The organism is Flaviramulus sp., assembly GCF_982512915.1.
On sequence record NZ_CEWOCJ010000021.1, the window covers coordinates 31,113 to 43,747 of the forward strand.

Annotated in this window: 10 protein-coding genes; 7 read left to right on the plus strand and 3 right to left on the minus strand. The window is 31.1% G+C overall.

Annotated elements, in window-relative coordinates; all coding sequences use genetic code 11:
* Positions 1 to 1,350 (minus strand): Trk system potassium transporter TrkA, encoded by a 1,350-nt coding sequence (trkA, locus tag AC1XJX_RS11780; protein WP_482004182.1) that lies wholly within the window; start codon positions 1,348 to 1,350, stop codon positions 1 to 3.
* Positions 1,351 to 1,486: 136 nt separating this feature from the next.
* On the opposite strand from trkA, the gene ubiE reads away from it, so the two are divergent.
* A complete protein-coding gene (ubiE, locus tag AC1XJX_RS11785) occupies positions 1,487 to 2,212 on the plus strand; it encodes a bifunctional demethylmenaquinone methyltransferase/2-methoxy-6-polyprenyl-1,4-benzoquinol methylase UbiE (protein WP_482004183.1) in 726 nt (241 codons plus the stop codon).
* A gap of 4 nt (positions 2,213 to 2,216) precedes the next feature.
* On the plus strand, positions 2,217 to 2,948 hold the full coding sequence (gene porT / locus AC1XJX_RS11790; RefSeq protein ID WP_482004184.1) for a type IX secretion/gliding motility protein PorT/SprT: 732 nt from the start codon (positions 2,217 to 2,219) through the stop codon (positions 2,946 to 2,948).
* A 2-nt stretch (positions 2,949 to 2,950) separates the two neighbouring features.
* Here the strand turns inward: porT and AC1XJX_RS11795 are convergent, their stop codons facing one another.
* Positions 2,951 to 3,670 (minus strand): TrmH family RNA methyltransferase, encoded by a 720-nt coding sequence (locus tag AC1XJX_RS11795; protein WP_482004185.1) that lies wholly within the window; start codon positions 3,668 to 3,670, stop codon positions 2,951 to 2,953.
* 191 nt (positions 3,671 to 3,861) lie between these two features.
* Here AC1XJX_RS11795 and tamL point away from each other — a divergent pair, with 191 nt between their 5' ends.
* The 5 genes from tamL (at position 3,862) to AC1XJX_RS11820 (ending at position 11,596) form a co-directional block, all read left to right on the plus strand.
* On the plus strand, positions 3,862 to 6,387 hold the full coding sequence (tamL, locus tag AC1XJX_RS11800; RefSeq protein ID WP_482004186.1) for a translocation and assembly module lipoprotein TamL: 2,526 nt from the start codon (positions 3,862 to 3,864) through the stop codon (positions 6,385 to 6,387).
* Between the two features lie 125 nt (positions 6,388 to 6,512).
* A complete protein-coding gene (fbaA, locus tag AC1XJX_RS11805; protein WP_482004187.1) occupies positions 6,513 to 7,580 on the plus strand; it encodes a class II fructose-bisphosphate aldolase in 1,068 nt (355 codons plus the stop codon).
* 225 nt (positions 7,581 to 7,805) lie between these two features.
* A complete protein-coding gene (accD, locus tag AC1XJX_RS11810) occupies positions 7,806 to 8,663 on the plus strand; it encodes an acetyl-CoA carboxylase, carboxyltransferase subunit beta (RefSeq protein WP_482004188.1) in 858 nt (285 codons plus the stop codon).
* 153 nt (positions 8,664 to 8,816) lie between these two features.
* Positions 8,817 to 9,086 (plus strand): 30S ribosomal protein S15, encoded by a 270-nt coding sequence (gene rpsO, locus AC1XJX_RS11815; protein WP_482004192.1) that lies wholly within the window; start codon positions 8,817 to 8,819, stop codon positions 9,084 to 9,086.
* 254 nt (positions 9,087 to 9,340) lie between these two features.
* A complete protein-coding gene (locus AC1XJX_RS11820) occupies positions 9,341 to 11,596 on the plus strand; it encodes a polyribonucleotide nucleotidyltransferase (RefSeq protein WP_482004189.1) in 2,256 nt (751 codons plus the stop codon).
* An 81-nt stretch (positions 11,597 to 11,677) separates the two neighbouring features.
* Here AC1XJX_RS11820 and AC1XJX_RS11825 read toward each other — a convergent pair whose 3' ends face one another.
* Positions 11,678 to 12,601, minus strand: a complete 924-nt coding sequence (locus AC1XJX_RS11825; protein WP_482004190.1) for a LysR family transcriptional regulator — start codon at positions 12,599 to 12,601, stop codon at positions 11,678 to 11,680.
* Between the last annotated feature and the right edge of the window lie 34 nt (positions 12,602 to 12,635).

The following is a 12,635-nucleotide window of genomic DNA, read 5'->3' on the forward strand; positions in this document are numbered from 1 at the left end:
CTAACGGAATAATTTTTCAACACCTTTTATTGATTGCAATAAGCTACACACCACTACCCTATCACCTTCTTGTATTTTAAAACTCCCTAAAGCTATAATACCTATACCATTTCTAATAACACCGCCTATAATAGCAGATCTAGGAAAATCAACATCTTTTATATATTTATTGCAAATTGCTGATGTTGCTTTTACTTGAAATTCTAACAATTCAGCATTCATGTTGCTTAATTTCGTCATAGCTAAAACTTCCCCTTTACGGATGTATCTAAAAATATTATTGGCTGCTAAAAGTTTTTTGTTGATGAGTGTCTCAATACCAATTGAATGCGATAGTTCGAAATAATCCATATTTTCAACCAAAGCAATTGTTTTGCTAACGCCTTTAGATTTAGCGACCAAACAAGACATGATATTGGTTTCTGAATTGGCACCAACAGCAATAAAAGCATCCATTTCGCTAATATTTTCCTCATCTAATAAATCAACATTCCGTCCATCACTGTGAATTACTAAAACATTTGGCAAATCATCTGCAATATCAAAAGCACGTTCTTTATTTTCTTCAAGAAGCTTAACATTAAATCCTTTTTCACATAAATCTCTAGCTGTTTTGTAACCAATTTGGCTACCACCTAAAATCATCACATTTTTAATCTCTTTATTTGCTTTACCTGTTAATCTACACAATTCTTCACCACCCCCTTCTGAAGTTATAAAAACCACATTATCACCTCTCTTAAACTCGGTATCACCTCTTGGGATTATTGTAAATTGTGTTCCAAAACGCTGAATAGCAATTGGAATAAAATGAATTTCTGGAAAAATTTTTGCTGCTTCCTTTACTGTTTTACCAACAAATGACGCAGAGCTAGATAGCGTTAAACCAACCATGGTAAGTGCACCTTCTTCAAACTCATAAGTATCATTGAAAGAAGACTGTTTTAATGATAATTCAATCTCTGAAGCCGCTAAAGATTCGGGAGAAATTAACTCATCAATACCAAATTTAGTAAAACCTACCTCATCTTTATGATGAATAAATTCGGTATTAGTAATTCTAGCTATGGTTTTTTTAGACCCCAACTGTTTAGCTAAAACACAAGCGGTAATATTGGTTGTTTCACTAGCAGTTACCGCTATAAATAAATCTGAGCTTTCAACCTTAGAATCTTTTAAAATGGCAATAGATGTGGCATCACCACGAATAACTTTAATATCTAAATGTGTATCAGCGTAAACTAAACTATCTTTATTGGTATCTATTAAAGTAATCTCTTGAGATTCATAAGAAAGTAATTTTGCTAAATGAAATCCAACTTCACCAGCACCAGCAATAATAATCTTCATTATTTTAGTATCATAAAAAGTATCACAAATATACTATAAATAACACATTGCAACATAGATTTGAGGTTATAATTAATTATAGAGGTATTGCGTAAAGCTTTTTTAAAAGTTTATCTTTGCAAAAAAAATTGAAGTTTTGACAAAAATAAAGCCCTACAAAAACAGTGATTTAGGAAAAAAAGAACAGGTCACAAAGATGTTTGATACCATTTCTGGAGAATATGACGATTTAAATCGAGTTATATCATTTGGTATAGATATTAAATGGCGTAAAAAAGTTGTTGAAATTGTAAAAAATAGTAATCCAGAGCGTATTTTAGACATTGCTACTGGAACTGGAGATTTAGCAATTAATTTGGCTGAAACTCGCGCTAAAAATATTATTGGTTTAGACATTAGTAGTGGCATGCTTGAAATTGGTAAGGAAAAAATCAAAAAGAAAGCTTTAGACTCTAAAATTAAAATGGTTTTAGGTGATAGTGAAAACATGCCTTTTGATGACAGCAGTTTTGATGCAATAACCGTTGCTTTTGGCGTACGTAATTTTGAAACTTTAGAAAACGGCTTAAAAGAAATTTATAGAGTTTTAAAACCAAATGGTACATTTGTAATTTTAGAGACATCGGTTCCTACCAAATCGCCCTACAAACAAGGATATAATTTTTATACAAAAAACATCTTACCACTCATAGGGAAAGCTTTTTCTAAAGACAGAAGTGCTTACAAATATTTATGCGAATCGGCATCTGTTTTTCCTTATGGTGAGGAACTAAACAATATTTTACGTAAAATTGGGTTTATTAATGTTGAAGATTTTCCACAAACCTTTGGCGTGGCAACAATTTATAAATCATCTAAGTAATTATATGAAGCAGTTTTTTGCAATAATTTTGTTTTTATTTGTTTTTCAAGCATCACATGCACAACTTTTTAAAAAAGAAAAAGTGTCTTATGATGCCAATCAAGGTAGAGGTTCTACAGATAACAACTTATTGCGATGGGGTTATTTTTTAGGTATTAACAATTACGATTTTAACTTTGATTATAACGAAGATTTACGAGATATTAACGTGAAAAGAGGCCCAGGCTTTAATGTTGGTTTAATAGGAAATTTACGTATAAACAGTTTCATCGATTTACGTTTAGAACCCGGTTTACTCATTACTACAAGAGAATTGTATTACAGTGAAAGTTACTTTAATGGCACACCAGATGTTAGAAGTTCTGATTTAGTTAGAGAAGTAAAATCTACATACATTCACCTCCCTTTGCTATTAAAGATTTCTACCAAGCGTGTAAATAATTTTAAACCATTTATTGTTGGTGGCTTTTCAACTGCTTTAAATTTATCTAGTAACCAAGATAATCCTGAAGATAACAGTAACGGACAATTTAGAACAACTAAAAACTCACTTTTTTATGAACTTGGTTTTGGGGTTGATTTCTATTTACACAACTTTAAGTTTACTCCTTCTATTCGGGGCCTTTTTGGAATGAATGATGAATTAATTAGAGACAAAGATCCAAATAGCCCATGGACAAGTAATATTGCAGGCATGAGAACTAGAGGTGTATTCATTAATTTTACGTTTCAGTAAATTTATTTCCTCTTAAACTCACTCAATAATATTGCAGTTGCAGTCGCTACATTTAAACTTTCAGTTGCTTGTAAATCTCCAAATCTAGGAATGGTTATTTTTTCATTAACCAAAGCTTTTATGTTTTCAGAAATACCATTAGCTTCATTTCCCATAACTAAAATACCTGTTTTTATATTTTCTTTTTTATAGATATTTTCACCTTCCATAAAAGCTCCATAAATAGGCAAATCTGTTTCTTTTAAAAAATTATTTAAATCAATATAACTCATATTAACACGCGTAATAGAACCCATTGTGGACTGAATTACTTTTGGATTAAAACAATCTACCGTTTCTTTGCTACAAACTAAATTTGTTATTCCAAACCAATCACAAAGTCTAATGATGGTTCCTAAGTTACCAGGATCCCTAACATCATCAAGTGCTAAAATCAATCCCTCATTTTCAATAGGCTTTAAATCAGGAATTTTAAAAATAGCTAAGGCTTTATTCGGAGTTCTAAAAAAACTAATCTTTTTTAAATCTCCATCAGAAATTAAAATTTCTTTTTTGGCATCAAAATTGAAAGGTTCTGTCGTATATAATTCGTAAAGCAAAAAATTAGAGTTCAGCAATTCAGAAATTGTTTTAATTCCTTCAACAACAAATAAACCATGTTGTTGCCTATATTTTTTTTGCTTTAAACTCGTTATTAATTTTATTTGATTTTTAGAAAGCATGCCTTCTTTATTATTTTTTTATAAAGAAAAGAAAATATTACTTAGATTAAGTTTATGAAGCCATATTTAAATTTATTTCAGATAGAATAATGTATTTTTGAGCAAGTTTTTAAACTTTTCAGTTTTAACCTTTAACACTAGTAATAAAAATTAATTATCCTTTTCAATTGAACAAACAACTCACAAAAATATTGATTTCAATATGTTTCATAACATGTTTCACATCTTGTGACACAACTAAACGAGTTGCTAAAGATGAGTATTTATTAACAAAAAATACCATTTTAGTTGATGGTGAAAAGGATAATAGTGAAACTTTAAACAACCTTCTTTACCAGCAACCAAATATCAAAATCCCACTTTTAAATACGCCTTTGCGATTGCATATTTATAATACAGCACGTCCAAATATAGACTCTATAATTAAAAATAATTTAAACAAAAGACCAAATAAGAAAGAAAATTATGAGCGTCTTTTATCAAAAAAACAATTAAACAAATACATACAATCGCGAAGGGATTTTAATGCATGGTTAAAAAAAACTGGTGAAGCTCCTATTATTGTTGATGAGGAAAAAACTAAAAGATCTGTTAATCGTATTCAAGATTATTATATAAACAATGGTTGGTTTGATGTAAATACAACACATGACATCCTAAAAAATGATACTAAACAATCTGAAGTTGTTTATAAAATTGAAAAAGGACCTGCTTTTTATATAGATTCAATTAATGAAAATATAAAATCACCCATTATTGATACCCTATATAAAAACATCAAAAAAAGTACATTAGTAAAACCGAATGAACAATATAAAACGGCTAATTTTAATCAAGAACGCGATAGAATTTCTAGTGAATTGAGAAATTCTGGAATTTATCATTTTAAACCAGATTATGTAACTTTTGAAATGGATACCATTGGAACCCATAAAAAAGTTAATGTTGATATTAACATCCAAAATAGAGCTATAAGAACTACAGACTCTACAACCTATCAACCTTTTAAAATTTACTCAATAAGTGACATTAGTTTAATTACAGACGACGCTTTTGAAAACAGAGGAAAACCTTTTCAGGATTCCATATCCTACAATGGTTATAAAATATACAGCTATAATAAATTACGTTACAGACCAAAAGCACTAACTGATGCTATTTTTATGAATGCTGGTGAAATATTTAGAGATATTGACAGAACTAGAACTTATAGACATTTAAACGAATTACGCACTTTTAAATACCCTAACATTGAATATGTTGAAAATCTTGATAATACGCTTTCTAGTACGATTAGGCTAACACCCCTAAAAAAGTTTAGTTTAGGTTTTAGTACTGATGTATCTCAAAGCAATATTCAAACTGTTGGATTTTCGTTAAATCCTAGCTTACTTATAAGAAACATATTCCGAGGCGCAGAAACTTTTGAAATATCTGGAATTGCATCAATTGGCGCTTCTAAAGATGGCAAACAAGCTGGCGATCCATTTTTCGATATTAATGAATATGGTGTCGATTTCAAATTAACCATTCCTAGATTATTTTCACCATTTTACACAGAAGGCATTATCCCAAAATATATGTCTCCCAATACAAAAATCAATTTATCAACCACAAGTCAAACAAATATTGGTCTAGATAAACGAACCTTTAGTAGCGCTTTTAGCTATAATTGGTATCCCAATTCAAAAGTATCTAACAAACTTGATATATTTAATATTCAATACGTTAGAAATTTAAATATTGAAAACTATTTTAGGATTTATGATAATTCATACAACACTTTAAATCAAGTAGCAAGGAATATCAATTATATTTCTAATGATGCTTTTTTAAATATACCAAATGCTAATAATCCATTAAACGAAACTGATATTTTTATAAATGAAGTTTTAACAAATAACACTTCTCTAAATCAAACTGATGAAGAATTCAAAACAGTTTCTGGAATTGATGAAAGAAAACAACGATTAACTGAAAATAACTTAATCTTATCTTCAAGTTTAAGTTTTACCAATGATGAACGTACTAATTTAATTGATAACGATTTTTCAATTTTTAAAGCAAAAATAGAAATAGCAGGGAATTTGTTATCTAGTACAGCCACATTAATTGGATTACCAAAGAATAATGACAACAGATACGAACTTTTTAATGTAGCCTATTCTCAGTTCATAAAAACCGAATTAGATTACACAAAACATTGGGATTTAGGCAGTAAAAATGTATTAGCCATTAGAAGTTTTTTAGGTATTGCTATTCCATACGGCAATTCAAACAACATCCCTTTTGCAAAAAGTTTTTTTGCAGGTGGACCCAACGATAATCGTGCTTGGACAGCCTATAGCTTAGGGCCAGGTAGCTTTGAAACTACTAATGAGTTTAATGAAGCCAACTTAAAAATAACTTTAAGTGCAGAACAACGTTTTAATCTTTTTGGAAATCTAAATGGTGCTTTATTTGTTGATGCAGGTAATATCTGGAATGTCTTAGATAATGTAGAAGATGAGCGTGCTACTTTTAATAACTTTAGTTCTTTAGAAGATATAGCCATAGGTTCTGGTTTTGGTTTACGCTATGATTTTAGTTTTTTCGTTTTTAGGTTTGATATTGGTTTTAAAACATACGACCCTTCTTACCAAAATGAAAATAGATGGTTTAACGATTATAACTTTTCAAAGGCTGTTTATAACATAGGTATTAATTACCCATTCTAGATAAATTTTACTATAACGTTTTAGTCTACTTTTAATGTTTTCAAGCTATAAAATCGAAACTACTTATTCAAAAATTGATTACTTTTGAAAACTTGTTATTACAAATCAAAAAATTAACTTAAAATATGGGACACAACATAAAACCAGGAGTTGCAACAGGAAAAGAAGTTCAAGCAATTTTTAATCATGCAAAAGCTAATAATTACGCTTTACCTGCTGTAAACGTTATAGGTTCAGATACCATCAATGGTGTTTTAGAAGCGGCAAAAGATTTAAATGCTCCTGTTATCATCCAATTTTCTAATGGTGGCGCACAATTTAATGCTGGTAAAGGCTTAAATAACGATGGACAAAAAGCAGCTATAGCTGGTGCCATAGCTGGTGCAAAACACGTGCACACTCTTGCTGAAGCATATGGTGTTCCTGTGATTTTACATACAGACCATTGCGCAAAAAAACTGTTACCTTGGATTGATGGGTTATTAGATGCTAGTGAAAAGCATTTTACTGAAACTGGTAAATCACTATTTAGTTCTCATATGATTGACTTATCTGAAGAACCTATTGAAGAAAATATCGAAATATGCAAAACCTACTTAAAACGCATGTCCAAAATGGGGATGACATTAGAAATTGAATTAGGTATTACTGGTGGTGAAGAAGATGGTGTAGATAATAGCGATGTAGACGATTCAAAATTATACACCCAACCAGAGGAAGTTGCTTATGCTTATGAAGAATTAAGTAAAGTAAGCTCGCAATTTACCATTGCTGCTGCTTTTGGAAACGTACACGGTGTTTACAAACCAGGAAACGTAAAATTAACACCAAAAATTTTAAAAAATTCTCAAGAATATATTACTAAGAAATACGGCGTTGAACACAATCATATTGATTTTGTGTTCCATGGTGGCTCTGGTTCTACTGTTGAAGAAATTCGTGAAGGCATCAGCTACGGTGTAATAAAAATGAATATTGATACTGATTTACAGTATGCTTTTATGGCAGGTATTCGTGACTATATGGATGATAAAAAAGATTATTTACAAGGCCAAATTGGTAATCCTGAAGGTGAAGATTCTCCAAATAAAAAATATTATGATCCAAGAGTTTGGTTACGTGAAGGTGAAAAAACTTTTGTAGACCGTTTAAAAAAGGCTTTTGAAGATTTAAATAATGTAAATACTTTATAAGACTTATATATAAAAATTAAAAAACAATCTCGTTTAAACTTAATGAATAATAAGGTTTGAACGAGATTTTATTTTTTATTGAAACAAATCTTAAGAGACGTTTTACAAATTTTGATTTTAAATAATAAAAAAAGTAATTTTATATGTTTTACATTTGCAGAATAACTAACTAAACCATCGATTTTAAGATTTTGTTAAAATCGTTTATTTAAAATTATAAATCATATGTCTTGGTTTAAAAGAAAAACAAAAGGAATAACAACTACAACTGAAGAGAAAAAAGATACTCCCAAAGGTTTGTGGTACAAATCACCAACTGGCAAAATAGTGGACGCAGAAGAGTTAGAAAAAAACTTTTATGTAAGTCCTGAAGATGGATATCACGTAAGAATAGGCAGTAAAGAATACTTCGAAATCCTCTTTGATGATAATAAATTTAAAGAATTAGATGCTAATCTAGAATCTAAAGATCCTTTAAAATTTGTTGACACAAAAAAATATCCAGACCGTTTAAAATCTGCTCAAGAAAAAACTAACTTAAAAGATGCCGTTAGATGTGCTGTTGGAAAATCTAAAGGAAAAGATTTAGTAATAGCCTGTATGGATTTTGCTTTTATTGGTGGATCGATGGGTAGTGTTGTGGGCGAAAAAATTGCAAGAGCTGCAGATTATTCTTTAAAAAAGAATATACCATTAATGGTTATATCCAAATCAGGAGGTGCTAGAATGATGGAAGCTGCATTATCACTTATGCAATTAGCAAAAACTTCAGTGAAATTAGCGCAGTTGGCTGATGCTGGGATTCCTTATATTTCTTTATGCACAGATCCAACAACTGGTGGTACAACAGCATCATTTGCTATGTTAGGAGACATCAATATTAGCGAACCTGGAGCTTTAATTGGTTTTGCAGGACCTAGAATTGTAAGAGACACTACTGGTAAAGAATTACCAGAAGGATTTCAAACCTCTGAATTTTTATTAGAGCATGGTTTTCTTGATTTTATTACACTACGTAAAGACTTAAAAAACAAAGTGAATCAGTATTTAGATTTAATATTAAATCACCCTTTAAGAGCTTAGGTTTTCAATTAGTTTATAGCCAGGATTTTCAGTAGTATTAAACAATATAAGATTTTTAACTTTTAACTTTTAACTTTCAACTTAAAAGCAGTATATTTGGCACTCGAAAGAAAGACTTTCGTGTACATAAAAATCATTTACAAAAATATTAGCATGTATTTAGCAAAAGAAGTAAAAGCAGAAATCTTCTCAAAACACGGTAAAAGTGCAAACGACACCGGTAGTGCAGAAGGACAAATTGCGTTATTTACGCACAGAATTAACCACTTAACAGAGCACTTAAAAAATAATCGTAAAGATTATAACACAGAGCGTTCTTTGGTAAAACTAGTAGGAAAACGTCGTTCTTTATTAGATTACTTAATTAAGAAGGATATCTTAAGATATCGTGCGATAGTAAAAGAATTAGGATTAAGAAAATAATTACAAAAAGAGGCTTTTCAGGCTCTTTTTTGTTTTTGCGTTAGGGATTGAAGTGAAAATCCTTTTGCCTTTGCAAAAGATTGTAGCGTAAAGCCCTACCCTTTTAGGGTAACGCCTAAATACATAACAACTCTATCGAAAAAGAGTATAAATTTTCGAATTGAAGAAGCTAATTATAGTTTTTCATTGGTCGAACACACAACAACTACACACAACAACACAACGACCATTGTTTAATTAGATTTAAAAAAATTATGATTCCACAAGTTTTTAAAGAGGTTATAGACCTTGGAGATGGACGTACAATTTCCATCGAAACCGGAAAATTAGCAAAACAGGCACATGGTTCTGTTGTTGTACAATCCGGAAAATGTATGCTATTGTGTACAATAGTATCAAACTACCAGCAGAGTGCTGTTGATTTTTTACCGCTAACTGTAGATTACCGTGAAAAATTTGCTGCTGCAGGACGCTACCCAGGAGGTTTCTTTAAAAGAGAAGCAAGACCTAGCGATGGTGAGGTTTTAACAATGCGTTTGGTAGATCGTGTTTTACGCCCATTATTCCCAAAAGATTACCATGCAGAAACTCAAGTTATGATTCAGTTAATGTCTCATGATGATGAAGTTATGCCTGATGCCATGGCTGGGTTAGCCGCATCGGCTGCAATTCAGTTAAGCGATGTACCTTTTGAAACGCCTATTTCTGAGGTTAGAGTTGGGAGAATTGATGGCCAATTTATTATCAATCCAACGTATGCACAACTTCTTCAATCTGATATTGATATGGTTATCGGTGCATCAGCAGATTCTGTAATGATGGTTGAAGGTGAAATGGATGAGATTTCTGAAGAAGAAATGGTTGAAGCTATTAAATTTGCTCATGATGCTATTAAATTACAATGTGCAGCACAGGTAAAGTTAGCTGAAGCATTTGGAAAAAAAGAAACTCGTGAATATGAACCAGAGCTTGAAGATGAAGCACTAGCAAAAAAAGTTCACGATTTAACTTATGACAAAGTGTATGCTGTAGCAAGAGCTGCATCAGCAAAACATGAACGTAGCGCTGCTTTTGATGCCATTAAAGAAGAAGTAAAGGCAACTTTTACTGAAGAAGAATTAGCTGATTATGGCGGTATGGTTTCTAAATATTTCTATAAAGCTGAGAAAAAAGCGGTAAGAGATTTAACTTTAAATGAAGGTTTACGTTTAGATGGACGTAAAACAACTGACATCAGACCAATTTGGTGTGAGGTTGATTATTTACCATCTACACATGGTTCGTCTATATTTACACGTGGAGAAACTCAAGCTTTAGCCACTGTAACTTTAGGAACTTCTAGAGAAGCCAACCAAATAGATATGCCATCTTTTGAAGGTGAAGAGCGTTTCTATTTACATTATAACTTCCCTCCTTTTTCAACTGGTGAAGCGCGCCCATTAAGAGGTACGTCTCGTAGAGAAGTAGGACACGGAAACTTAGCACAACGTGCTTTAAAAGGTATGATCCCAGATGATTACGCCTATACTGTAAGAGTTGTTTCTGAAGTTTTAGAAAGTAATGGCTCATCATCAATGGCTACTGTTTGTGCTGGTACTATGGCACTTATGGATGCTGGTGTACCCATGAAAAAACCAGTTTCTGGTATAGCTATGGGATTAATATCGGATGCTGAAACTGGAAAATATGCAGTATTATCTGATATTTTAGGTGATGAAGATCATTTAGGTGACATGGACTTTAAAGTAACTGGTACAGCAGAAGGTATTACAGCTTGCCAAATGGATATTAAAGTAAAAGGATTATCGTATGAAATTCTTGTAAATGCTTTAAAACAAGCACAAGCAGGACGTTTGCATATTTTAGAAAAAATAGTAGAAACTATTGCACAACCAAATGCAGATGTTAAGCCTCATGCACCTAAAATGATAACTAAAATTATACCTAATGCCTTTATTGGTGCTTTAATTGGACCTGGCGGAAAAGTCATTCAAGAATTACAAAAAGCTACTAAAACAACTATTGTAATTAATGAAGACCCAATTACTGAAGAGGGTATTGTTGAAATTTTGGGAACAAACCAAGATGGTATAGATGCCGTATTGGCCAAAATTGATTCATTAATGTTTAAACCAGAAGTTGGTGGCACTTACGAAGTAAAAGTTATTAAAATGTTAGATTTTGGTGCTGTTGTCGAATATATACAAGCTCCAGGAAACGAAGTTTTATTACATGTAAGCGAATTAGCTTGGGAACGTACTGAAAATGTTACAGACGTTGTTAATATGGGTGATGTTTTTAATGTGAAGTATTTTGGTGTAGATCCAAAAACACGCAAAGAAAAAGTATCTCGTAAGGCATTATTAGAAAAACCTGAAGGTTATGTTGCCAGACCACCGAGAGAAAATAATGATCGTGGTGGACGTGATAATAATAGAGGTAGAGATAATCGCGGACGTGACAATCGTCGTGATGACAGAAGACCGAGAGAAGACAGAAAAGAAGATTAAGTTTTTTTGAAATCTATAATTTTTAAAGCCTGTCTCAAATTTGAAACAGGCTTTTTTAAATAACACCTATTTTATTTAAAATTAATACTTCTCTAACCAATCAAAATGCTTTTTAGTAATATCTTTTTTATTATTATTAATATGATCAATTAAACTTTTTGCTACGTTTGTCATGTTTTTGGAACTCAACCAAATTAAATTCCAATTAGTTACAATTGGAAGACCTTTTACAGGAATAATTTGCAAATCTCCTATACTGATAGCATTTTTTAAACCAATTAATGGCATAATTGAATAACCTAGTCCAGAAATAACAGCTTGTTTTAAAGCCTCATTTGATGTCAGCTCCATTTTCTTATAGGTAGATATTTGTCTAGAATTTATAAATTTTTCCATAGCTAACCTCGTAGCTGAACCTTGCTCACGATAAATAAGTGGTAATTTTTCAAATTCACTTTTAGTTAAAAAGGTTCCAGATTGTTTAAAATCTTTCCCACCAACCATATATAATTTATTCTGCATAAGCTCAATCCTATTAATTTTCAATTTTTTGGGTATCGTAGAAACCATAGCAAAATCGACTTCATTATTTTCTAAAGATTGCAAAACAGATGCCTTATTAGTAACATCCATTACTAAATCTACCCCTTTATTATTATTTATAAAATCTGTCAAAAAATAGGGCATTACATATTTTGCTGTCGAAACAATGGCTATTCTTAATTTACCTGCTAGTTCTCCTTCATAAGTTAAAGCCTTATAGTTGATAGCTTTTACATGATCAATAATTTTTTGTGCAGCAAAAGCAATTTCTTCACCAAACTCAGTTATATAGATTCTTCTGCCGACAATTTCAAATAAAGGGATTTTAAATTGTTCTTGAAATTTTTTTAACTGAATTGAGACAGCTGGTTGGGTTAGATATAGAGCTTCTGAAGCTTTTGTAACACTCTGTAACACGACAATTTTTAAAAAAACCTCTAATTGATGCAATGTATAATTCATAAATTATTTTTATGTATATGATAATAAATATAAA

What these genes read in the sequence shown, in the direction of transcription:
- rpsO (WP_482004192.1), top strand. Translation starts at nt 8,817, where the DNA reads ATGTATTTAGCAAAAGAAGTAAAAGCAGAAATCTTCTCAAAACACGGT.
- porT (WP_482004184.1), top strand. Translation starts at nt 2,217, where the DNA reads ATGAAGCAGTTTTTTGCAATAATTTTGTTTTTATTTGTTTTTCAAGCA.
- AC1XJX_RS11820 (WP_482004189.1), top strand. Translation starts at nt 9,341, where the DNA reads ATGATTCCACAAGTTTTTAAAGAGGTTATAGACCTTGGAGATGGACGT.
- AC1XJX_RS11825 (WP_482004190.1), bottom strand. Translation starts at nt 12,601, where the DNA reads ATGAATTATACATTGCATCAATTAGAGGTTTTTTTAAAAATTGTCGTG.
- fbaA (WP_482004187.1), top strand. Translation starts at nt 6,513, where the DNA reads ATGGGACACAACATAAAACCAGGAGTTGCAACAGGAAAAGAAGTTCAA.
- trkA (WP_482004182.1), bottom strand. Translation starts at nt 1,350, where the DNA reads ATGAAGATTATTATTGCTGGTGCTGGTGAAGTTGGATTTCATTTAGCA.
- AC1XJX_RS11795 (WP_482004185.1), bottom strand. Translation starts at nt 3,670, where the DNA reads ATGCTTTCTAAAAATCAAATAAAATTAATAACGAGTTTAAAGCAAAAA.
- accD (WP_482004188.1), top strand. Translation starts at nt 7,806, where the DNA reads ATGTCTTGGTTTAAAAGAAAAACAAAAGGAATAACAACTACAACTGAA.